The sequence below is a fragment of the Nocardiopsis gilva YIM 90087 genome, assembly GCF_002263495.1.
Taxonomy (GTDB): domain Bacteria; phylum Actinomycetota; class Actinomycetes; order Streptosporangiales; family Streptosporangiaceae; genus Nocardiopsis_C; species Nocardiopsis_C gilva.
Genome location: NZ_CP022753.1, coordinates 5,701,547 through 5,723,601, shown reverse-complemented (window position 1 = coordinate 5,723,601; position 22,055 = coordinate 5,701,547). Strand labels below are relative to the sequence as shown.

At 70.9% G+C, this 22,055-nt stretch carries 14 protein-coding genes and 1 pseudogene; 11 read left to right on the top strand and 4 right to left on the bottom strand.

What is annotated here, in order from left to right:
- Positions 1-55 precede the first annotated feature (55 nt).
- From CDO52_RS24930 to galE, 4 genes and pseudogenes are all read left to right on the top strand, one after another.
- Complete coding sequence (locus CDO52_RS24930; RefSeq protein WP_017621597.1) at positions 56-1,789, top strand: glycerol-3-phosphate dehydrogenase/oxidase; 1,734 nt, start codon at positions 56-58, stop codon at positions 1,787-1,789.
- A 91-nt stretch (positions 1,790-1,880) separates the two neighbouring features.
- Positions 1,881-3,365, top strand: coding sequence for a 3' terminal RNA ribose 2'-O-methyltransferase Hen1 (locus CDO52_RS24925; RefSeq protein WP_094932744.1), 1,485 nt, complete (start codon positions 1,881-1,883; stop codon positions 3,363-3,365).
- 143 nt (positions 3,366-3,508) lie between these two features.
- Positions 3,509-6,057: pseudogene (locus tag CDO52_RS24920) on the top strand (polynucleotide kinase-phosphatase).
- A 185-nt stretch (positions 6,058-6,242) separates the two neighbouring features.
- Positions 6,243-7,256 carry a UDP-glucose 4-epimerase GalE gene (galE, locus tag CDO52_RS24915; RefSeq protein ID WP_017621600.1) on the top strand — a complete coding sequence of 338 codons (1,014 nt, stop codon included), beginning with the start codon at positions 6,243-6,245 and terminating at the stop codon, positions 7,254-7,256.
- Here galE and CDO52_RS24910 read toward each other — a convergent pair.
- A complete protein-coding gene (locus tag CDO52_RS24910) occupies positions 7,253-8,536 on the bottom strand; it encodes an FAD-dependent oxidoreductase (RefSeq protein ID WP_017621601.1) in 1,284 nt (427 codons plus the stop codon). The two genes, galE and CDO52_RS24910, sit on opposite strands and share 4 nt — an antisense overlap.
- Positions 8,537-8,792: 256 nt before the next feature.
- On the opposite strand from CDO52_RS24910, the gene CDO52_RS24905 reads away from it, so the two are divergent.
- From CDO52_RS24905 to guaA, 4 genes are all read left to right on the top strand, one after another.
- A complete protein-coding gene (locus CDO52_RS24905) occupies positions 8,793-10,364 on the top strand; it encodes a succinic semialdehyde dehydrogenase (RefSeq protein ID WP_017621602.1) in 1,572 nt (523 codons plus the stop codon).
- A gap of 315 nt (positions 10,365-10,679) precedes the next feature.
- Complete coding sequence (locus tag CDO52_RS24900) at positions 10,680-11,261, top strand: methanogen output domain 1-containing protein (RefSeq protein WP_033302239.1); 582 nt, start codon at positions 10,680-10,682, stop codon at positions 11,259-11,261.
- Positions 11,248-12,375 (top strand): PP2C family protein-serine/threonine phosphatase, encoded by a 1,128-nt coding sequence (locus CDO52_RS24895; protein WP_017621604.1) that lies wholly within the window; start codon positions 11,248-11,250, stop codon positions 12,373-12,375. Before CDO52_RS24900 ends, CDO52_RS24895 begins: the two co-directional genes overlap by 14 nt.
- Positions 12,376-12,564: 189 nt before the next feature.
- Positions 12,565-14,151 (top strand): glutamine-hydrolyzing GMP synthase, encoded by a 1,587-nt coding sequence (gene guaA, locus CDO52_RS24890; RefSeq protein ID WP_094932743.1) that lies wholly within the window; start codon positions 12,565-12,567, stop codon positions 14,149-14,151.
- 101 nt (positions 14,152-14,252) lie between these two features.
- On the opposite strand, the gene CDO52_RS24885 is transcribed toward guaA, so the two are convergent.
- Together CDO52_RS24885 and CDO52_RS24880 are read right to left on the bottom strand one after the other, a co-directional pair.
- Positions 14,253-14,471 carry a hypothetical protein gene (locus tag CDO52_RS24885; RefSeq protein WP_017621606.1) on the bottom strand — a complete coding sequence of 73 codons (219 nt, stop codon included), beginning with the start codon at positions 14,469-14,471 and terminating at the stop codon, positions 14,253-14,255.
- Positions 14,458-15,891 (bottom strand): PspC domain-containing protein, encoded by a 1,434-nt coding sequence (locus CDO52_RS24880; protein ID WP_017621607.1) that lies wholly within the window; start codon positions 15,889-15,891, stop codon positions 14,458-14,460. The genes CDO52_RS24885 and CDO52_RS24880 overlap by 14 nt, the downstream gene beginning before the upstream one ends.
- A gap of 276 nt (positions 15,892-16,167) precedes the next feature.
- Here CDO52_RS24880 and CDO52_RS24875 point away from each other — a divergent pair, with 276 nt between their 5' ends.
- Together CDO52_RS24875 and CDO52_RS24870 are read left to right on the top strand one after the other, a co-directional pair.
- Positions 16,168-17,394: an ATP-binding protein gene (locus CDO52_RS24875; protein WP_051060941.1), complete on the top strand. Its 1,227-nt coding sequence runs from the start codon at positions 16,168-16,170 to the stop codon at positions 17,392-17,394.
- 75 nt (positions 17,395-17,469) lie between these two features.
- A complete protein-coding gene (locus CDO52_RS24870) occupies positions 17,470-18,159 on the top strand; it encodes a response regulator (RefSeq protein ID WP_232524321.1) in 690 nt (229 codons plus the stop codon).
- 113 nt (positions 18,160-18,272) lie between these two features.
- On the opposite strand, the gene CDO52_RS24865 is transcribed toward CDO52_RS24870, so the two are convergent.
- Positions 18,273-19,208: a nucleoside hydrolase gene (locus tag CDO52_RS24865; RefSeq protein WP_017621610.1), complete on the bottom strand. Its 936-nt coding sequence runs from the start codon at positions 19,206-19,208 to the stop codon at positions 18,273-18,275.
- Positions 19,209-19,459: 251 nt separating this feature from the next.
- On the opposite strand from CDO52_RS24865, the gene CDO52_RS24860 reads away from it, so the two are divergent.
- Positions 19,460-21,805, top strand: coding sequence for a UvrD-helicase domain-containing protein (locus tag CDO52_RS24860; protein ID WP_017621611.1), 2,346 nt, complete (start codon positions 19,460-19,462; stop codon positions 21,803-21,805).
- The last annotated feature ends 250 nt before the right edge of the window (positions 21,806-22,055 follow it).

The window sequence follows — 22,055 nt, the reverse complement described above, 5'->3', positions numbered from 1 at the left end:
ATGTCCGCAGATGTTCCGAGTAGTGCCAGGTGGGCACGTGTCGGGAGGGCGTGACATGACGGCAGCGCGCATGGGACCGGACGAGCGGGCCGAGGCGCTCGCGCACATGGCCGAAAACGAGCTCGACGTCCTGGTCGTCGGCGGCGGCATCGTGGGCGCGGGCGTCGCGCTGGACGCGGTGTCCCGCGGCCTTTCGGTCGGCCTGATCGAGGCGCGCGACTTCGCCTCCGGTACGTCCAGCCGGTCCAGCAAACTGATCCACGGCGGCCTGCGCTACCTCGAACAGCTCGACTTCGAGCTGGTCCGCGAGGCACTGACCGAGCGCGGGCTGCTGCTCGGCCGCCTCGCCCCGCACCTGGTCCGGCCGGTGCCGTTCCTGTTCCCGTTCCAGAAGCACTGGGAGCGCGGCTACATCGGGGCCGGCGTCACCCTCTACGACATCCTGGCGATGACCGGCCGCAACACCCGCGGCCTGCCCCCGCACCGGCACCTCACCCGCTCGGGCGCGCTGCGGGTCTTCCCGGCGCTGCGCCGCGACGCGCTCGCCGGTGCCCTCCAGTACTGGGACGCCCAGGTCGACGACGCCCGCTATGTCCTCACCGTGCTGCGCACCGCCGCCACCTACGGCGCGCGGATCGCCTCGCGCGCCCAGGCCGTGGGCTTCCTGCGCGAGGGCGAGCACGTCACCGGGGCCCGGGTCCAGGACCTGGAGACCGGCCACGAGATCGACGTCCGCGCCCAGCAGGTGGTCAACGCCGCCGGGGTGTGGACCGACGACATCCAGGAGATGGTGGGCGGCCGCGGGCAGATCCACGTCAGCGCCTCCAAGGGCATCCACCTCGTCGTCCCGAGGGACCGGATCCAGGCGTCGACGGGGATGATCCTGCGCACCGAGAAAAGCGTGCTGTTCGTCATCCCCTGGGGGCGCCACTGGATCATCGGCACCACCGACACCCCGTGGAACCTGGACAAGGCGCACCCGGCGGCCAGCCGCGCCGACATCGACTACGTCCTCGACCACGTCAACGCCGTGCTGCGGGTCCCGCTGAGCCGGGACGACGTCGAAGGCGTCTACGCCGGTCTGCGCCCGCTGCTGTCCGGCGAGTCCGACGAGACCTCCAAGCTCTCCCGGGAGCACACCGTCGCCCACCCGGTGCCGGGCCTGGTGCTGATCGCCGGGGGCAAGTACACCACCTACCGCGTCATGGCCAAGGACGCGGTGGACGCGGTCGCCCACGGCCTCGACGGCAAGATCCCCGAGTCGGTCACCGACCGGGTGCCGCTCGTGGGGGCCGACGGGTTCGCGGCGCTGTGGAACCAGCGCCACACCATCGCCCGCGACGCCGGCCTGCACGTCTCCCGGGTCGTCCACCTGCTGCGCAGGTACGGGTCGATGATCGACGACCTGCTGGAGCTGATGCGCCAGCGCCCCGACCTCAAGGAGCCGGTGGCCGGGTCCGACGACTACCTGCGCGCCGAGATCGTGTACGCGGCCGCGTCCGAGGGCGCCCGCCACCTCGACGACGTGCTGTCGCGGCGCACCCGCATCTCGTTCGAGACATGGGACCGCGGCATCGCCGCGGCGGAGGATGCCGCCGAGCTCATCGCCGAGCCGCTGGGCTGGAACGAGGAGCAGATCAAGCGGGAGGTCGAGTACTACCGCAAGCGCATCGAGGCGGAACGCGCGGCCCAGGAGCAGGAGAACGACCACGAGGCCGACGCCGTCCAGCACGGCGCGCCCGACATCGTCCCCGAGGCCACGCCCAAGCCGCCGCGGGCGCGGACCTAAGCGCCGGACCACCCCCGCTGGGCGGCGGCCAGACGCTGCCCAGCGGGAAAATCCCTCGAAATCGGGTATCGGCATCCCCCAAACTGGGGGCGTGCTACTGACGATCACGACCACCCACCGCCCCGCCACCGACCTGGGCTACCTGCTCCACAAGCACCCCGACCGGGTGCAGCGGTTCAGCCAGTCCTTCGGGACGGCGCACGTCTTCTATCCGGAGGCGGAGCAGGAGCGCTGTACGGCGGCGCTGCTGCTGGAGGTCGATCCGCAGCAGCTGCTGCGCTCCCGTTCGTCGGTGGCCAGCCCGGACTTCGCGCTCGCCCAGTACGTCAACGACCGGCCGTATGCCGCGTCGTCGCTGTTCGCCGTGGCGCTCGGCGATGTTTTCCGGTCCGCCCTCAAAGGGCGCTGCGCGGCCCGCGCTGATCTCGCCGCGACGCCGATCCCGCTCACCCTCGCCCTCCCGGCGGTGCCCTGCCGGGGCGGGGCCGAGCGGGCGCGGGCGCTGTTCGAGCCGCTGGGCTGGCAGGTGGAGGCCGTCCCCGTGCCCCTCGACCCCGGCCTGCCCGGGTGGGGCGACTCCCGCTACGTGCGCCTGACCCTGACCGGCGAGATGCGGCTGGCCGACGCGCTGAGCCACCTGTATGTGCTGCTGCCCGTCCTGGACGGGACCAAGCACTACTGGGTCACCGCCGACGAGGTCGACAAGCTGTTGCGGGCGGGCGAGGGGTGGCTTTCCGGACACCCGGAACGCGCCTGGATCACCCGCCGCTACCTCTCCCGCAAGCAGCGCCTGTTCCGCCAGGCGATCGCGCGCCTGGCCGAGGTCGACGACCTGACCGAACCGGACGAGGCTGACCACCCCACCCAGGAGAGCGACCCCGCCCAGGAGGAGGCGCCCGACACCGACGCCGCGGCCCCGCAGACCGCGGCGGCTTCCTCCGGGCGGCGGGACCCGGACGACGACGGCCCCCGGGAACCCTCGCTCGCCGACCAGCGGGCCGGGGCGGTGCTCTCGGTCCTCAAGTCCGAGGGGGCCCAGCGCGTGCTCGACCTCGGCTGCGGCACCGGCAAGCTCGTCGGGCGGCTGCTCGACGACCCCGCGTTCACCCTGGTCACCGGGGTGGACGTGAGTGCCGACAGCATCGGCTACGCGCACCGCAGGTTGCGCGTCGAGCGCATGCCCGAGTCGCGGCGCCGGCGGTTGGAGCTCCTCGTCGGCTCGGCCCTCTACCGCGACCGGCGGTTCTCCGGCCACGACGCGATCGTCCTCATGGAGGTCATCGAGCACATCGACCCGGCCCGGCTGCCCGCGCTGGAGCAGGTCGTCTTCGGCGGCGCCGCCCCGCGCGCCATCGTCGTGACCACGCCCAACGCCGAGTACAACGCCCACTACGAGGGACTGGCCGACGGCGGCTTCCGGCACGCCGACCACAGATTCGAATGGACCCGCGCCGAATTCCGCGCGTGGGCGGACAACGTCGCCCGCACCCACGGTTACCGGGTGCGGTACCTGCCCGTGGGGCAGGACGACCCCCAGGTGGGGGCGCCGACGCAGATGGGAGTCTTCACCCGATGAGCGAGAACAACCCGGAGTTCGAACGCGTCGAGCGCACCGAGCACGCCGCGACTGGCGGGAGCACGGAGCACTCCGGGGACACCGGCGCGCCGGAGCCCGAGCCGACCGGGCCGGGCCAACCGCGGGTGCTGAACGTGCCCGAGATGGGGCTCGTGCTGCTCGTCGGGGTCTCCGGTTCGGGCAAGTCCACCTTCGCCGCCCGGCACTTCACCCCCACCCAGGTGGTCACCTCCGACTTCTGCCGGGCCGTGGTCAGCGACGACGAGAACGACCAGTCCGCCACGGCCGACGCCTTCGACCTGCTCCACTACATCGTCAACAAGCGGCTGCGGCGCGGCCTGCTCACCGTCGTGGACGCCACGAACGTGCAGCAGAAGGCCCGTCAGGAACTCGTCCGGGTCGCCAAGGACAACGACGTGCTGTGCACGGCCATCGTGCTCGACGTCCCCGAACGGGTCGCCCGGGAGCGCAACCGGACCCGCGCCGACCGCGACTTCGGCGACCACGTGATCTCCCGGCAGCGGCGCGACCTGCGGCGCAACCTCAAGCGGCTGGACAAGGAAGGCATCCGCAAGGTCCACATCCTGCGGGGCGTCGAGGAGATCGACTCCGCCGTCATCTCCTACGAGAAGTCCTGGACCGACAAGCGCGAGCTGACCGGCCCGTTCGACATCATCGGCGACGTGCACGGCTGCCGCGCCGAGCTGGAGGAGCTGCTGGAGGAGCTCGGCTACACGATCGCCCGCGACGCCTCGGGCCGCGCCACTGGTGCGCGGCACCCCGCCGGGCGCACCGCCGTGTTCGTCGGCGACCTCGTCGACCGCGGCCCCGACACCCCCGGCGTGCTGCGGCTGGCCATGGGCATGGTCGCCGACGGCGACGCCCTGTGCGTCTCGGGCAACCACGAGAACAAGCTGGTGCGAGCGCTCAAGGGGCGCAAGGTCACCGTCTCGCACGGGCTGGCGGAGTCGCTGGAGCAGCTCGACGCCGAGGAGGCGGAGTTCCGCGCCCGGGTGGTGCACTTCTGCGACGGACTGATCAGCCACTACGTGCTCGACGGCGGCAACCTCGTGGTCGCGCACGCCGGGCTGAAGGAGGAGTACCACGGCCGCGCCTCGGGGCGCGTCCGCTCCTTCGCGCTGTACGGCGAGACCACCGGTGAGACCGACGAGTTCGGGATGCCGGTCCGCCTCCCGTGGGCGCGCGACTACCGGGGCAAGGCCGCGGTGGTCTACGGCCACGTGCCCACGCCGGAGCCGCAGTGGGTGAACAACACCATCTGCCTGGACTCCGGGTGCGTCTTCGGGGGCAGGCTGACCGCGCTGCGCTACCCGGAGCGCCAGCTCGTCGACGTCCCGGCGCACCGCACCTGGTACGCGTCGGCCAAACCGTTCCTCGACGGCGACGCCGCCGCGCCCGCGGCCGAGGCCGACGCGCGCGCCTCCGGTGTGCTCGACGTCGGCGACGTGCTCGACGGCAACGACGTCTCGGGTGGCGGCGTCGAGACCGGGCACGGACGGATCAGGATCGCCCGGGAGAACGCCCTGGCCGCGCTGGAGGTGATGAGCCGCTTCGCGGTCGACCCGCACTGGCTGCTCTTCCTGCCGCCGACCATGGCCCCCGCGCCGACGTCGGCCGACCCTGAGCTGCTGGAGCACCCGGCCGAGGCCTTCGCGCACTACCGGAGCAACGGTGTCGGGACCGTCATCTGCCAGGAGAAGCACATGGGGTCGCGGGCGGTCGCGGTCGTCTGCCGCGACGCGGCCGCCGCCGAGCGCCGCTTCGTGCCCGACTCCCTCGGCGCGGTCTACACCCGCACCGGGCGCCCGTTCTTCTCCGACCCGAAGGTGGAGTCGGAGGTGCTGGCCGACCTGCGCTCCGGGATTGAGGCGGCCGGGCTGTGGGAGCGGCTCGACACCGACTGGATCGCGCTGGACGGCGAGATGCTGCCGTGGTCGGCCAAGGCGGAGGGGCTCATCCGCGACCAGTACGCGTCGGTGGGCGCGGCGGCACGCGCGGCGCTCCCGGCCGCCGAGGCCGCGCTCGCAGCGGCGGCCGGGCGGGGCTGGACGTCGGCGGCCTCGCCGACCGGGTCGCCCGGCGCACGGAGGGGATCGAGGCGTTCAGCCGGGTCTACCGCCGGTACAGCTGGCCCACCGACGGAGCGGCCGGGCTGCGCTACGCCCCGTTCATGGTGCTGGCCGCCGAGGGCCGCACGTTCACCGACGCCGACCACCTGTGGCACATGGCGGTGGCCGAGCGGCTCGCCGAGGCCTGCGACCTCGTGCGCACCACGCGCTACCTGGTCGTGGACGTCACCGACCCCGACGCCACCGCCGCCGCGTCTGCGTGGTGGCGCGACCTGGTCGACGCCGGTGGCGAGGGCATGGTCGTCAAGCCCCTCACCGGGGCGCTCGCGCGCGGACGCCAGGGCCTGGCCCAGCCGGGCCTGAAGGTGCGCGGCCCGGAGTACCTCCGGATCATCTACGGCCCGGACTACACCGAGCCCGACCGCATGGAGGTGCTGCGCGACCGCCGCCTGGGGCGCAAGAGCGGCCTGGCCATGCGCGAGCACAAGCTCGGCCTGGAGGCCCTGGCCCGGCACGCCCGCGGCGAGCCGCTGTGGCGCGTGCACCAGGCCGTGTTCGGTGTCCTGGCCCTGGAGTCCGAACCGGTGGACCCGCGGCTGTGACGCCGCCCCCTCCGTTGATCTCGGCACAGCGCACCGAATTCGAGCGGTTTTTCGGTGCAGTCCGCCGAGATCAACGGAGGGGTGGGAGCCGTCGGTTCGGCGCGTCCGTGGCCTGCATATCCTGAGTGGAGTGCCGCATGTGGCCGGGGAACCGTGCGGTCGTCTCCCAGGAAGCAGGAACGCTGATGAACGTATTGCTCACCGGTGGCGCCGGGTACATCGGCACGCACACCGCGGTCGAGCTCATCGGCGCCGGCCACGACGTCGTGGTGGTGGACGCGCTCAGCAACGGCAACGCGGAGGCCGTCCGCCGCGTCGAGCGCATCACCGGGCACGCCGTCCCGTTCTACCCGGAGGACTGCTCCGACCCGGTCGTCATGGAGAAGGTCCTCACCGACCACCCCGTCGACGCCGTGATCCACTGCGCCGGGCTCAAGGCCGTGGGGGAGTCCACCGAGCAGCCGCTGCGTTACTACCGCAACAACCTCGACGCGCTGCTCACCGTGTGCGAGGCCATGCAGGCCCACGGCGTGCGGCGGATGGTGTTCAGCTCCTCGGCCACCGTGTACGGCGACCCCGCCCGCGTTCCGATCACCGAGGGCATGCCGCTGTCGGTGTCCAATCCCTACGGCGCCACCAAGCTCTTCATCGAGCAGATCCTGCGCGACCTGTCGGCGGCCGACGAGCGCTGGGAGATCATCTCCCTGCGCTACTTCAACCCGATCGGCGCGCACGAGAGCGGCCTCATCGGCGAGGACCCCCACGGCGTCCCCAACAACCTGTTCCCCTACCTCGCTCAGGTCGCCGCCGGACGCCGGGACAAGGTGCGGGTCTTCGGCGACGACTACGACACCCCCGACGGCACCGGAGTGCGCGACTACCTGCACGTCACCGACCTCGCCCTGGGCCACCTCGCGGCTCTGGAGCACCTCGCCGGGACCCCCGGCCACCGGGTCTACAACCTCGGGACCGGGACGGGCACCTCGGTGCTGGAGTCGATCGCCGCGTTCGAGCGGGCCTGCGGCCGTCCCATTCCCTATGAGGTGGTGGGGCGTCGGCCCGGCGACATCGCGACCTGCTACGCCGACCCCAGTGCGGCCCGGCGCGACCTCGGCTGGCAGACCACCAGGAGCGTCGACGAGGCGTGCGCCGACGCCTGGCGCTGGCAGTCCGCCAACCCCCGCGGGTTCGCCGGCTAGGCGGCCGCGGCGCCCACCGGCCGCTCCGGCGTGTGGACGTGCTCCGGGCGCAGGCCCAGCATCACCGCCCGTAGCCCGAAGCGCGGGGCGAGCGCGGCCAGCGGGGTACCGGCGATCACCCGCAGCGGGAGCGGGAGGTCCAGGGGCGCGTCCGGTGATGCGGCCAGAACCGGGGTGATCACTCTGTCCTGCACCACCTGCTGGAGCCGCTGGGTGCCCACCGTGGGCATCCACCGGCGCCGCTGCACCCGGGCCAGGAGCTCGGGGTTGAGCGTCTTGCCGAACCGGTCCGGGTCGCGCTGTGCCCGGTACAGCGCGTCGGCCAGCAGGTTCGCGGTGGCCACCGCGTCTTGGACCGCCAGGTTGATCCCCACGCCGCCGACCGGCGTCATCGCGTGGGCGGCGTCGCCGATGCACAGGTAGCCCGGCCGGTACCAGCGTTCCAACCGGTTGAGCCCGACCCGCAGGAACGCGACCTTGTCCCAGTCGTCGAGCGATCGGACCGCCGTCTCACCGAGTGCGGGCAGGAGCGCGAGCATCCGGTCCTGGAGCACGGCGATGGGCTGGGACCGCATCTCCTCCAGCCCGCCCTTGGGGATGAGGTAGGCGACCTGCCAGTAGGAGCCGCGGTCGAACGCCACGAGCATGGAGCCGTTGCCGACCCGCCCATAGAGTCCGGTCTCGTCCTCCGCGCGGCGCTCGACACGCATCCACAGCACGTCCATGGGCGTGTGGAGTTCCTTGGGGACCATCCCGGCGGCCTCGCGCAGCTGGGAGCGGCGGCCGTCGGCCGAGACGGTCAGCACGGCGCGCAGCTCGTGCTCGCCCTCCCGGTCGGTGTAGCGGATGCCGCGTACGGCGCCGTTCTCCTCGATCGTTTCGGTGGCCTCGGCGTTCATGAGCAGTCGGAAGCCGGGGTAGCGCTTGGCGTGGTCGACGAGCAGGGTGAGGAAGTCCCACTGCGGGACCATCGCGACGTACTGGTACCGGCCGGGGAGGTGGTCGAGGCCGGTCGCGAAGAGGGGCCCCTCGGTGCTGCCGAACTCGACCGAGCGGACCTTGCGGTGCGGGAGCTGCTCGACCGCCCCGGCCAGCCCCAGTTCATCGAGGAGCTGCAGCGTCGACGGGTGGACCGTGTCGCCGCGGAAGTCCCGGAGGAAGTCGCCGTGCTTCTCCAGGACGGTGACGTCGATACCGGCGCGGGCGAGCAGTAGGCCGAGCATGATCCCGGCGGGACCGCCGCCGGAGATGGCGACGGTGGTGGTTTCGGTGCGCGTCATTGCGACCTCCGCGTGGAGTGTGCTGGTTCGGCTGACCGACGTCATGCGGTCTTGATTCAACATTCGCTTAATTCAACGCCTGATGAAGTAGAACCTCGCAAACGCCGGATTGTCCAGCGAGGCGGGGATGTGACGTGCGATACACCCCCGATGCCGGCGCTCCCGCCCCTCCCACTCCGACACATTCCCCGCGCCACGCCACATCCACGGTTACCGATAGGTAGTCAAGCCGCGGGCAGCGGACTACGCTCCCGATATGGGTATCGCCACAGGTTCCACCGAGACCCCGGCCGTGGACTCCGCGATGGTCGAGCGCCTGACGCGCCGCGTCGCGAGTACGTCCGGGCACAGCAGCACGATCACCGCACCGTTCACCGGAAAGCCCCTGGCCGAGGTCCCGCAGTCGACGGCCGCCGACGTGGCTGACGCGTTCCAGCGCGCCCGCACGGCCCAGCGGGCCTGGGCGGCGGTGTCCCCGCGCGACCGGGTCGCGCCCTTTCTCCGCTTCCACGACCTGGTGCTGGACCGCCAGCACGAGATCCTGGACATCCTCCAGGCCGAAACCGGAAAGGCCCGGCGGCACGCCTTCGAAGAGGTCTACGACGCCGCGGCGGGCACCCTGTACTACGCGCGCCAGGCGCCCCGGATGCTGCGCCGCAGGCGCGTTCCCGGAGCGATGCCCGGCGCCACCCGGGCGTATGTGAACCAGCAGGCCAAGGGTGCCGTCAGCGTCATCTCCCCGTGGAACTACCCGCTGGCGCTCCCGGTCGGCGACGCCGTACCGGCGCTGCTGGCGGGCAACGCCGTCGTCGCCAAGCCCGATACCCAGACCGCCCTCAGCGCCCTGTGGGCGATCGACCTGCTCGTCGAGGCGGGTCTGCCCGAAGACCTGTGGATCCCTGTCCTCGGCGAACCCGCCGAGATCGGCGACCCCCTCATCGACAACGCCGACTACGTCGCATTCACCGGCTCCTCGGCCGCCGGGGCGAAGATCGCCCAGCGCGCCGCGAGCCGCCTGGTCGGCTGCTCCGCCGAGCTCGGCGGCAAGAACCCCGCGATCATCTGCGAGGACGCCGACCTGGACTGGACCATCGAGGGTGCGCTGCGCGCCTGCTTCAGCAACGCCGGGCAGCTGTGCATCTCCATGGAGCGCGTCTACGTCCACGACGCGATCTTCGACGAGTTCACCGAGCGCTTCGCCGAGGCGGTGCGGGGCATGGAGCTCAACGCCCGCTACGACTTCTCCGCCGACATGGGATCGCTCACCTACCCGCGCCAGCTCGACCGCGTCATCGAGCACGTCGACCAGGCGCGCGAGAGCGGGGCGACGATCCTGGCCGGGGGACGGCCGCGCCCCGACATCGGGCCGCTGTTCTACGAGCCCACCGTCATGACCGGCGTCGAACCGACCATGACGGCGTGTTCGGAGGAGACCTTCGGCCCGCTCGTCTCCCTCTACCGCTTCACCGAGGAGAGCGAGGCCATCGACCTCGCCAACGCGACCGACTACGGACTCAACGCCAGCGTGTGGACCCGCGACACCGCGCGCGGACGCCGGATCGCCGAATGCATCCACTCGGGCACCGTCAACATCAACGAGGGCTACGGCGCCGCGTGGGCCAGCTACGGCGGCCCCATGGGCGGCATGAAGAAGTCGGGACTGGGCCGCCGCCACGGCGCCGAGGGGCTGCTGCGCTACACCGAGGCGCAGACCATCGCCAGCCAGCACTTCGTCGGATTCGGCGGCCCCCCGGGCATGGACGGCGCGACGTTCGCCGCACTGCTGACCCGCGGCGCCCGGTTGATGAAGCGCTTCCACATCCGCTGACCCCCGGACCGGCGCGCGTCGGCCCCACGCGAAACCGCCCCGCCCGCTGTCGCTGGCCCCCGCCGCCGCGACTGCGGCGCGGGGCGGGACGGTCCCGCGGATCGGGTGCCCTCGGTGGCGGGCGTGCCCCGATGGCCCGCCGACCGCTAACACGTCGGAATCTCCGCGTTCCGTTCCCTCCTCGACAAAAAAGCGGAAAAGCCCTGCGTACGCTTCCCGTCCCGGCGTAACGTTCCGTGTACGGAAACCGTGCCGCCACCCCTCGCTCCCCACGCACTCGGCGGACGCGGACCGTACGGGTCACATGGAGGCACTATGCGAGTAATAGATGCCGCCGTCCCGCTGGAACGAGACGACTTCATGCGCCGCCTCCTCACCGAGCTCGCGGCCGCACTGGAAGCCGTCGTCGGACTCGAGGAAGCGTCCGGCTACATCGCTCTGGCAGGACAGCGCATGGGGGATACGCTCGGCGACCTCTACACCAGAGAACTGGAGCTGGAGAACCTCGACCGCCACCAGATCGCGGAGGTACTGGTCGACCTCTACCGGCGAATCCAGGGGGACTTCTCCATCGTCTCCGTGGACGAGGACCGCATCGTCCTCGCCAACAGGGCCTGCCCCTTCGGCTCGCCGGTCGAGGGCAACGAGGCGCTGTGCACGATGACGTCCAGTGTGTTCGGCAACCTCACGGCGCGCTATCTCGGCTATGCCAAGGTCGACCTGGCCGAGACCATCGCACGCCGCCACCCGCGCTGCATGGTGGTCATCCACCTGCGCCCGGGGCCCGGCGCCGATCAGGCGTCCGGAAACGAGTACTACGGCGAATCCGCGGAGTTCCCGCACGTCCTGCCACCGTGCATCGGCGGCGGCACCGAAGACGACCGTGAGCGCGGGTGAGCTGTTCGGTGCGATCACCCGCACCGTGAGCGAACCGATGCTGCTCGTGGGCATCTCCGGAACGATCCTGGGGGCCAACGCCGCCATGCTCCGCACCTTCCCCGGGGTCGGTACCGGATCCAACCTCCACGACCTGACCACCGACGACGCGGGCGACACCGCCGAGACGCTGTGGCGATGGGCGCGGTGCGGCGCCCCGCTCGTCGGTGCCCTCGCCCTGCGCGACGCCGACGGCGGATCCCGGCACTGCCACTGCTTCGGCGCGCGGGCCGCCTGGGTGGCCGACGCCGCCGACGAGCCCGTCGTGCAGGTCCGCCTCGTTCCCTCGGCCCACCGCGGGAACGTCCCGCGCCGGGCCGCCGCCTTCAACGAGCGCGAGCGGTATCTCCGCGCCCGCCTGCAGCGCGAGCACGAGGTCGTCGCCGAAGTGCAGCGCAGCTTTCTTCCCGACCACATCGACGGCACGCCGCTGAAGGTCGCGGTGGACTACCGGCCCACCGTCTACGGGGCCGAGGTCGGCGGCGACTGGTACGACGTCTTCGGCGTGCCCCACACCGAGCGCGTCGCCCTGGCCATCGGCGACGTCGCCGGACACCGGCTGTCCGAGGCCATGATCATGGCGGAGCTCCGCAGCGTGCTGCGCGCCGCCGCCCTGGAGGAGGGAGCCCGCGCCGACCACGTCGTGTCCCGCGTGGACCACTACGTCGACACCTACCTTCCCGCCAGCATGGCCACGGTCTGCTACCTCGTCTACGAACCGGAGGAACAGCTCCTCACCTACGCCAACGCCGGGCACGTCCCGCCTCTCCTGCTGCGCCCCGACGGGCGCTGCGCGCCGCTCGACGCGGTCGTCGATCCGCCGCTGGGCTGCTCCATGGGCACCGGGCGCAATCGCGACCAGACGGTGGTGGGCCCCGGCGACATGCTCATTCTCTACACCGACGGCGTGGTCGAGCGACGCGGCGAGTCGCTCGACATCGGGCTCGGTGAACTCGCCGACCTCCTCACCGGCCTCAGCGACCCCGGTCCCACCGATGTGTGCTCCGCGATCATGGAGTGGTCCTCAGGTATCGGCCACGCCGACGACCGCGCCGTGCTCGTCGCGGAGTTCTAGGCGAGGGCGCGCCTCAACGCTCCGCTCACGGCCCGACCTTGGAGGGACACGCAGGCCACGCCCGACCACCGGTTTTCCGGGCGTTCCGTATCCGCAGTGACGCACACCCCGCCCGCTGACTCGCCACCTGGTCCGCGCGGCGCCTTAGACTGGGAGGCAATCCATATCTACCTGCGGGAAGGCCGTTACGTGTCCCTTGCCGGTGCTTCCGATAGCACGTTCGACACCGTTCTCGTCGTGGATTTCGGCGCGCAGTACGCACAGCTGATCGCCCGACGGGTCCGCGAATGCCACGTCTACAGCGAGATCGTGCCCTCGACCATGCCGGTCGAGGAGATGCTCGCCAAGAACCCCAAGGCCATCATCCTCTCCGGCGGCCCCTCGTCCGTCTACGCCGAGGATGCCCCGCAGGCCCCGGTCGAGCTGTTCGAGACCGGCGTGCCGACCTTCGGCATCTGCTACGGCTTCCAGGCGATGACCCAGGCGCTGGGCGGCACCGTCGAGGAGACGGGGCTCAGTGAGTTCGGCCGCACCTCGATCGAGGTCGGCACCGACACCGTGCTGTTCGACGGCCTGCCCGCCGTCCAGCAGGTGTGGATGTCGCACGGCGACTCCGTGAGCAAGGCCCCGGAGGGCTTCCGCGCCACCGGCACCACGCCGGGCGCGCCGGTCGCCGCCTTCGAGAACCCCGAGCGCGGGCTGTACGGCGTGCAGTTCCACCCCGAGGTCATGCACAGCGAGCACGGCCAGGCCGTCCTGCGGCACTTCCTCTACGAAGCCGCCGGATGCCGCCCCACCTGGACGATGGTGAACATCGTCGACGAGCAGGTCGAGCGGATCCGCGCCGAGGTCGGCACCAAGCGCGTCATCTGCGGGCTGAGCGGCGGCGTCGACTCCGCCGTCGCGGGCGCCCTCGTCCAGCGCGCCGTCGGCAACCAGCTCACCTGCGTCTTCGTCGACCACGGCCTGCTGCGCAAGGGCGAGGCCGAACAGGTCGAGAAGGACTTCGTTGCCGCCACCGGCGCCTCGCTCAAGGTCGTCGACGCCCAGGAGCGCTTCCTGGCGGCGCTGGCCGGGGTGGGCGACCCGGAGGAGAAGCGCAAGATCATCGGCCGCGAGTTCATCCGCGTCTTCGAGCAGGCGGCCCGCGAGGTCGTCGCTGAAGGCGGAGCCGCCGGGGAAGAGGTGGAGTTCCTCGTCCAGGGGACGCTCTACCCCGACGTCGTCGAGTCCGGCGGCGGCACCGGCACCGCCAACATCAAGTCGCACCACAACGTCGGCGGCCTGCCCGACGATCTCCAGTTCACCCTGGTCGAGCCGCTGCGCGAGCTGTTCAAGGACGAGGTCCGGCGCGTCGGCGAGGAGCTGGGCCTGCCGACCGAGATGGTGTGGCGGCAGCCGTTCCCCGGCCCCGGCCTGGGCATCCGGATCATCGGCGAGGTCACCCGCGAGCGGCTGGACGTGCTGCGCGAGGCCGACGCCATCGCCCGCCAGGAGCTGACCCGCGCCGGGTTGGACCGCGACATCTGGCAGTGCCCCGTCGTGCTGCTCGCCGACGTGCGCTCGGTGGGGGTGCAGGGCGACGGCCGCACGTACGGCCACCCCGTGGTGCTGCGCCCGGTGAGCAGTGAGGACGCCATGACCGCCGACTGGTCGCGGCTCCCCTACGACGTGCTCGCCACGATCTCCAACCGCATCACCAACGAGGTGCGGGAGATCAACCGCGTCACCCTCGACGTCACCAGCAAGCCGCCGGGCACCATCGAGTGGGAGTAGCCGGGCGGTCGCCTGACCGTCGCACGGCCCCGGACGGGCGATGCCCGTCCGGGGCCGTGGTGGTTTGTCGCTGTTGGTTTGTCGTTGGTTTGTCGCCTCGGCTACGTGTCGGCTCTGTCGTCGCGCGCCTCGCCCGACGCGGCGGACCGCGACAGCGCGCGGGCCAGCCCGGCGACCCCGAGGCCGATGGTGAGAATCGGCAGCACCCAGATCGGGTCGAACCCCCAGTCCGTGCGCTGGCCCACCACGAAGGCGATCCCGAGGCCCACGAACAGCAGGCCGGCGATCAGCGAACCCCAGTCGGTCTTACGGCGTCGCACGCCCCACCTCCATGTCGGCAACGTAGGACGCCAGGTTCAGGACCACCGTGGGCGGTTCGCCGGACGCCTCCTTCCCGTCGGTCGCCCGCGCCTCCGCGGCCTTCGGCTCCAGCGTCGTCCGCACGTCCAGTCGCGTGCCGGCGCGCTGCGTGTTGTCCACGGAGATCCTGCCGAGCTTCGAGGCGGCGTGGACGTCCACCCGGGCGGTGTCCGGAACCTCCACGTCCAGTGCCCCGGCCGCCACGGTCGCGGAGACCTCCACCCGCTGACCGGGCTCCAGATCGAGCCGGGTCAGGTCGAGCGACGCTCCGCCGAGAGTGAGGCCGTAGGGCTCCTCCGCCTCGGCTACGGTCCGCGGCCGCCACTCGGCGGTCCCGAACCGCATCGCCGTCACATCCACGGTCGACACGGCCACCAGGAGCAGCGTCCCCACGAGACCCAGGGCCATCAGCCCGCGCGGGTCCCCGACCCAGGCGCCCAGGATCAGGGCCAATCCGATGATCACGACGACGCTTCCCAGATAGACCGGGCCGGTCTCGGGCCCCACCAGGGCCGACAAGGGGGATCCACCGGTGCGCATGAGCGCAAGTCCGGTGGCCACGAGGAGGGCCCAGAAGACGAGGGTGCACAGGCGCACGCCTCGGTTCCTGCGCGCCGCCCGACGACGCTCGCGCGCCTCCCGGCGGCGTTGGCGCGCCTCTCGGCGCCCCTCTCTCGCGTCCGACGCCCAAGTCGAAGGTCCGCCTTCGTCGCCGTCGTCGCTCTCGCCCGGCTCGTGCGGGTGCTCCCCGGAGTGCTCGCCCGCCTCGGGCGTCGGCCCGGCGATCACCGCCAGGTCGATCGGTCCGCTGGGTGCCTGCGCCCACGGCTGAGCGGGGTTGTAGTAGGCGGGTGTGGGGGCCGGGGCCGGAGCGGTCGGCGGCGGCCCGCCCGACCGCAGCAGGGACGGCAGCTCGCGATAGGCGTGGCGCAGATCGACCCCGCGGTTGTGGGCCACCAGCACGCCCAAGATGAGCGGCGTGGCCAGGACGAGGGTGCCCCAGCCGAACCCGCCGATGAGACTGAGCGCGGTTGCTACCGCCAACCCCGCGCCGAGCAGGGCCGGGACCGCCCGAGCGGAGATCCGCCGGTTCAGCAGCTGCTCGGCCATGGCGGGACCGCCCTGCTGGTCCCGCATCACCATCCACGCCATGATGTACAGCAGGACGCCGACGAGGCTGCTCAGCGCGGTCAGCGAGAACGCGACCCGCCACACCACCGGGTCGACCCGCGTGTACTCGCCCAGCCCGGCGCACACCCCCGTGACAACACCGGTCTCGCTGTGGCGGCGCAGCTCTCGCTCCTCGGGTGCGAACGCGGAGTCGCCGGTCGCCGACGCCGGGTCCCCGGCGCCGTTCGTCGGCTCTCGTTCGTCACTCATGGTCGGTCACCACGCGTCTCCCTCACACCGTCCATCGTCGCCGGTTACGTGCACAGATTCCCATCCGGGAGGACCCTGACCACACCCTGAACCTCTCCGGGACGGGTGGGGGCGAGCCCCTGATGCCGGAGGGGAGACAAGGGGGCATCCTGGAATCGAGGACACGTGGAACACACCCGCGACCACCGTCCGATATCACCGACCACCACCGATGACGGGCACGACGTCCCAGACGACGACACCTACGAAGCCAACGAAGACGAGGACACCGCGACAGTGACGGAGACGGCGACCGAGATCCCGCGGCTGTACCGGGTCCGCGACGGGCGGCTGCTCGGGGGAGTCGCGGCGGGCCTCGCCCGGCACCTCGGCATCGACCCGGTCGTGACGCGGCTCGCCTTCGTCGCGCTGGGCATCGGCGGTATCGGCATCGCCGTCTACCTGGTCATGTTCTTCTTCGTCCCACTGGAACCCGCGGCCGAGGAGGCGGACGCGGGCGAAGGCTCCGACGCGGGCGAACACGAACGCGTGCGTCAGAAGGGGCGCGACGTCAGCCAGCTGCTGGCCTACCTCGCCCTCGCCAGCGGACTGGGCGTGCTGTTCCTCATCTTCGGGGGCGTCTTCGACCCACTCCTGTGGTTCCTCGTCTTCGGCGCGCTCGGCGGTGCGATCCTGTGGCAGCAGGCCAACCCGGCGGTCCGCGACGAGTGGATGTCGGCCACCGTTCTGCACAGCCGCAAGAGCTGGGTGCGCAGCGGGCTCGGCGTGCTGCTCGTCATCATCGGCGTTATCGGCTTCCTCGGATTCCAACAGCAGCTCCAGGACGCGCGCGCCGGGCTGACGTTCGCGATCACCATGCTCGCCGGGATCTCGCTCATCGCGGCTCCGTGGATCATCGGCCTCGTCCGTGAGCGCGACCGTGAGCGCCGCGAGCGCATCCGCAACCAGGAGCGGGCCGAGCTGGCCGCGCACATCCACGACTCCGTGCTGCACACCCTGACCCTCATCCAGCGCCGCGCCGACGACCCGCGCGAGGTGCAGCGTCTGGCCCGCGTCCAGGAACGCGCCCTGCGCGGCTGGCTCTACCAGCGTCCGGCCGACGCCGAGGCCACGGTGACCCCCGCCCTGGAACGGGTGGCGGCCGAGGTCGAGGAGGTACACGGGGTGCCGATCGAGGTGGTGTGCGTCGGGGACTGCGAGATCGACGACAACATCCAGGCCGCGCTGCGCGCCGCCCGTGAAGCCATGGTCAACGCCTCGAAGTACGCCGGGGCCGACTCCATTTCGGTGTTCGGCGAGGTCGACCCGGACGAGGTGCTGATCTTCGTGCGCGACCGGGGATCGGGGTTCGACCTCGACGACATCCCCGAGGACCGCATGGGCGTGCGCGGGTCGATCGTCGGCCGCATGGAGCGGCACGGCGGCAGCGCCCGCATCCGCACCGCCCGCGGCGAGGGCACCGAGGTGCAGCTGCGCGTCCCGCGCGCCTCCGAGAGCGACTAGCAGAGCGGCGCGGGCCCGGACGACGTGGCCGCTGTCGGCCCGACCGGGCGGTGAAAGCCCATTCACGAGGACGCAATGGGTAGAGTCCGACATGTGGGAGACGACAACAGCACTTTTGCCAGCGGCGCCGCGGTCCCGCGCGTCGTGATCGTGGATGACCACCGGCTCTTCCGCAGCGGAGTCCGCGGGGAACTCGGGGACGCCGTCGAAGTCGTCGGCGAGGCCGGAGACGTCGACGGCGCCGTGCGCGTCATCGGCGAGCAGCAGCCCGACCTCGTCCTGCTCGACGTCCACCTGCCCGGGGGCGGCGGGGTGGAGGTGCTGCGCCGGGTCCTCGGTTCGCATCCGGAGATCCGGTTCCTGGCGCTGTCGGTGTCCGACGCCGCCGAGGACGTGATCGGCGTCGTTCGTGGCGGTGCACGCGGGTACGTCACCAAGACGATCTCCGGCAAGGAGCTCGCCAACGCCATCGTCCGAGTCGCCGACGGCGACGCCGTGTTCTCCCCGCGCCTGGCCGGCTTCGTGCTGGACGCCTTCGCGGCCACCGACGCCCCGCCCATGGACCCCGAGCTCGACCGGCTCACCCAGCGCGAACGCGAGGTCCTGCGCCTCATCGCGCGCGGCTACGCCTACAAGGAAGTGGCCAAGGAACTCTTCATCTCGGTGAAGACGGTGGAGACCCACGTGTCCTCGGTGCTGCGCAAGCTCCAGCTGTCCAACCGCCACGAACTGAGCCGCTGGGCGACGGCGCGCAAGCTGGTCTGACCCATCGGGCGAAGACGACAACGGCGGTGCCATGACCGGCACCGCCGTTCGAGGGCCAAAGCCTCGTCATCCCACCTCGGGCGCATCGGCCCCCGCGGTGGATCACGGGTATGTCAGCGCAGCGCGTCCATCATCCGCTTGAGGAAGGCCTCGCCGTCGACCTCCTGGACCAGCGTGATCTTGGGACGGTCATCGGCGTGGTCGGCGGCGTCCGGGCGCAGGTCGGCGATGGTCAGCCCGCGCGTGTGCTCGCCCTTCAGCTCCACTCGGACCGGAACGTCGATGGACGTGGTCACGATCTCCGGGTCCAGCAGGATCGCGGCGGCCAGCGGGTCGTGCATCGCGCACTGGCGGACCCCGAAGACGTTGCTGTACCAGCCCACGTAGAAGTCGAGGAACGCCGAGGTCTTCTGGGCGCGCTCGCCCTCGACCGTCTTCAGCTCGTCGAGCCACGCGCCGGTCGCCACGGTCTTCATGGTGATGTCCAGCGCGACCAGCGACAGGTCGAACCCGGCCGCGAACACCACCTCGGCGGCCTCGGGGTCGTTGGAGGTGTTGGCCTCGGCCCACGGGGTCACGTTGCCCGGCGCCTGCACCGCGCCGCCCATGATCACGACGCGGCGGACCAGCTTCGGCAGCTCCGGCTCAAGCGACAGCGCCACCGCCAGGTTGGTCAGCGGGCCGACCGCAAGCACGTCGATCTCGCCGGGGGCCGAGCGCGCCAGCCGGACCAGCAGCTCGGCCGCGGACTCCTCGACCGGAGCGCTCGCGGGAGCGGGGGTCTCGACGTCGCCCAGGCCGTTGGCGCCGTGCACCGACTCGGCGAGATGCGGCGGCTGGACCAGCGGCCGCGACGCACCGCGCGCCACCGGGACACCGGAACGGCCGTAGAGCTCCATCAGCCGCAGCGCGTTGTCGGTGGTGATGTCGACGCTGTTGTTACCGAACACCGCGCCGATGCCGACGATCTCCACATCGGGCCGCGCGGTCAGGTAGGCCAGCGCCAGCGCGTCGTCGATACCAGGGTCGCAATCGACAAAGACCCGCACGTTTCCCCCACGTTGTCTCATTCGTCCAAGGTGATCACTGATCACCTCAAGTGCCCATCCAGGGTAGGCGCGCCGGACAGTCACTCGTCCGCCACCCGTCCGCGCCGCACCTGGTCCGGCCGTCCCTCAGCGCCGCGCACGGTGCGGATATCCCCTCATCAGGAGGGACGTTCTCAGCCGATTCCCGGCGATGCGAGGGATCAGCTGAGAGAAGGAGATGTCCCCTCGCGAAGGCTCGTAGTCTTGGTGACGTGTCCTCCCAAGAGCAGCTTCTCGAAGGCCTGAACGTTCCTCAGCGCGACGCCGTGACACACTCCGGCGGCCCGCTCCTGATCGTTGCCGGTGCCGGGTCCGGCAAGACCCGGGTCCTCACCCATCGCATCGCCTACCTGCTGGCCGAGCGGGGCGTGCGTCCGGGCGAGGTGCTCGCGATCACCTTCACCAACAAGGCCGCGGCCGAGATGAGGGAGCGCATCGAGGACCTCTTGGGCGGGCGTGTCGCCAGCGCCATGTGGATTATGACGTTCCACTCCGCGTGCGTGCGCATCCTCCGCCGCGAGGGCGGGCGCCTGGGGTACCCGAGCAGCTTCACGATCTATGACGCGGCCGATTCCAAGCGGCTCATGCAGCTGGTCTGCAAGGAGATGGACCTCGACCCCAAGCGGTTCCCGCCGAAGTCGTTCTCCGCGCAGGTGTCGAACCTCAAGAACGAGCTGATCGACTACGACACCTTCACCGAGCAGGCACAGACCGAGCAGGAGAAGAAGCTCGCGGAGGCCTACACGCTCTACCAGCGGCGGCTGCACGAGGCCGGCGCCATGGACTTCGACGACCTGATCATGATCACGGTCAACCTGCTGCAGATGTTCCCGGACGTCGCCGAGCACTACCGCCGGCGGTTCCGGCACGTGCTCGTCGACGAGTACCAGGACACCAACCACGCCCAGTACGAGCTGGTGCGCCTGCTGGTGGGCGAGGGCGGTGCGGACGCTGTCGTGCCGCAGTCCGAGCTGTGCGTGGTGGGCGACGCCGACCAGTCGATCTACGCGTTCCGTGGCGCGACCATCCGCAACATCCTGGAGTTCGAGCGCGACTATCCCGAGGCGCGCACGATCCTGCTGGAGCAGAACTACCGCTCCACGCAGAACATTCTGAACGCGGCCAACGCACTCATCGACCGGAACCCGGGGCGCCCGGTCAAGAAGCTGTGGTCGGAGCAGGGCATCGGGCCGTCGATCACGGGCTATGTGGCCGACAACGAACACGACGAGGCGTCGTTCGTCGTCGGCGAGATCGACCGGCTGACCGACGAGGGTGCGTGCAACCCGGGCCAGGTCGCGGTGTTCTACCGGACCAACGCGCAGTCGCGTGTATTCGAGGACGTGTTCATCCGGACCGGCCTGCCGTACAAGATCGTCGGCGCTGTGCGCTTCTACGAGCGCAAGGAGATCCGGGACATCCTCGCCTACCTGCGGGTACTGGCCAACCCGGAGGACACGGTCAGCTTGCGCCGAATCCTGAACGTTCCCAAGCGGGGGATCGGCGACCGCGCGGAGGAGACCATCGAGCTCTTCGCGGCGCGCGAGCGGATCTCGTTCTCGCAGGCCTTGCGCCGGGCAGAGGAAGCACCCGGGCTGGCCACGCGGTCGCTGAAGGCCATCCGCGAGTTCGTGGCTCTGCTGGAGGAACTGGAGGGCCTGGTTCCCGACAGCTCCCCGGCGGAGATGGTCGAGGCGGTGCTGCAGCGGACGGGGTATCTGTCGGAGCTCACCAACTCCAAGGACATCCAGGACGAGAGCCGGGTGGAGAACCTGGAGGAGTTCGTGGGCGTGGCCCGCGAGTTCGAAGCGTCGTTCACCGGATCGCTCTACCCGGAGGACGACGGGCTAGAGGAAGCGGACGAGGTAGCGGCACAGGCCACAGAGCCTGCGGAGCGCCCGGAGCACGGGGACGAGGAAGAGGAACCGTCCGGTGGGGCATCCGTACCGGAACCCACGCTGGTCGACTTCCTGGAGCAGATCTCCCTCGTGGCCGACACCGACCAGATCCCGGACACGGACGAGCACGGTGGCGTCGTCACGCTGATGACGCTGCACTCGGCCAAGGGGCTGGAGTTCCCGGTCGTGTTCCTCACCGGTATGGAGGACGGAGTCTTCCCGCACATGCGCACGCTGGGGGAGAAGGCCGAGCTGGAGGAGGAGCGGCGCCTGGCGTACGTGGGGATCACCCGTGCCCAGGAGCGGCTCTTCCTGAGCCGATCGGCGGTGCGGAGCGCTTGGGGCACACCCTCGTACAACCCTCCGTCGCGGTTCATCGATGAGATCCCGAAGGAACTCATCGAGTGGCGCCGTGCCGAATCGTCGTTCGGCGCCAGCGCACCGATCACACGCCGCAGGAGTGAGCCGTCGACGAAGAAGGCGGCCGGGAACGTGCCGACACTGAGTCCTGGGGACAAGGTGAACCACGACTCGTTCGGACTTGGGACGGTGCAGCTCGTCGATGGTGTCGGGGACAAGACCAAGGCCCGCATCGACTTCGGAGCGGACATCGGCGAGAAGGACTTCCTCGTGAAGTTCGCACCGATCGAGAAGCTGTGACCTGGTCGGTTGCTCACAACTCAGTGAAACCGTCCAGAGCACCGTCCCGAGGCTTGTAGTCTTGGGGAGCACCGAGCGAACCGAACACGGGCCCAGCCCGTGGGCGAGCCGGTTCTCCCCACTCTGACGAACTGGTCCGAGCACTCGGATCGACACGCTAGGGTGGAATCACTCCGGAAAACACCGCAGTTCTTGACTGAGGCGAATTCGGGAGTAAGCTTGAAGGGTTGGCCTCAAGTCGGAGCATCTG

Excerpts from the sequence above, each read along its gene's own strand:
- CDO52_RS24930 (WP_017621597.1), top strand. The coding sequence starts at position 56 with ATGACGGCAGCGCGCATGGGACCGGACGAGCGGGCCGAGGCGCTCGCG.
- galE (WP_017621600.1), top strand. The coding sequence starts at position 6,243 with ATGAACGTATTGCTCACCGGTGGCGCCGGGTACATCGGCACGCACACC.
- CDO52_RS24910 (WP_017621601.1), bottom strand. The coding sequence starts at position 8,536 with ATGACGCGCACCGAAACCACCACCGTCGCCATCTCCGGCGGCGGTCCC.
- CDO52_RS24905 (WP_017621602.1), top strand. The coding sequence starts at position 8,793 with ATGGGTATCGCCACAGGTTCCACCGAGACCCCGGCCGTGGACTCCGCG.
- CDO52_RS24900 (WP_033302239.1), top strand. The coding sequence starts at position 10,680 with ATGCGAGTAATAGATGCCGCCGTCCCGCTGGAACGAGACGACTTCATG.
- CDO52_RS24880 (WP_017621607.1), bottom strand. The coding sequence starts at position 15,891 with ATGAGTGACGAACGAGAGCCGACGAACGGCGCCGGGGACCCGGCGTCG.
- CDO52_RS24870 (WP_232524321.1), top strand. The coding sequence starts at position 17,470 with ATGGGTAGAGTCCGACATGTGGGAGACGACAACAGCACTTTTGCCAGC.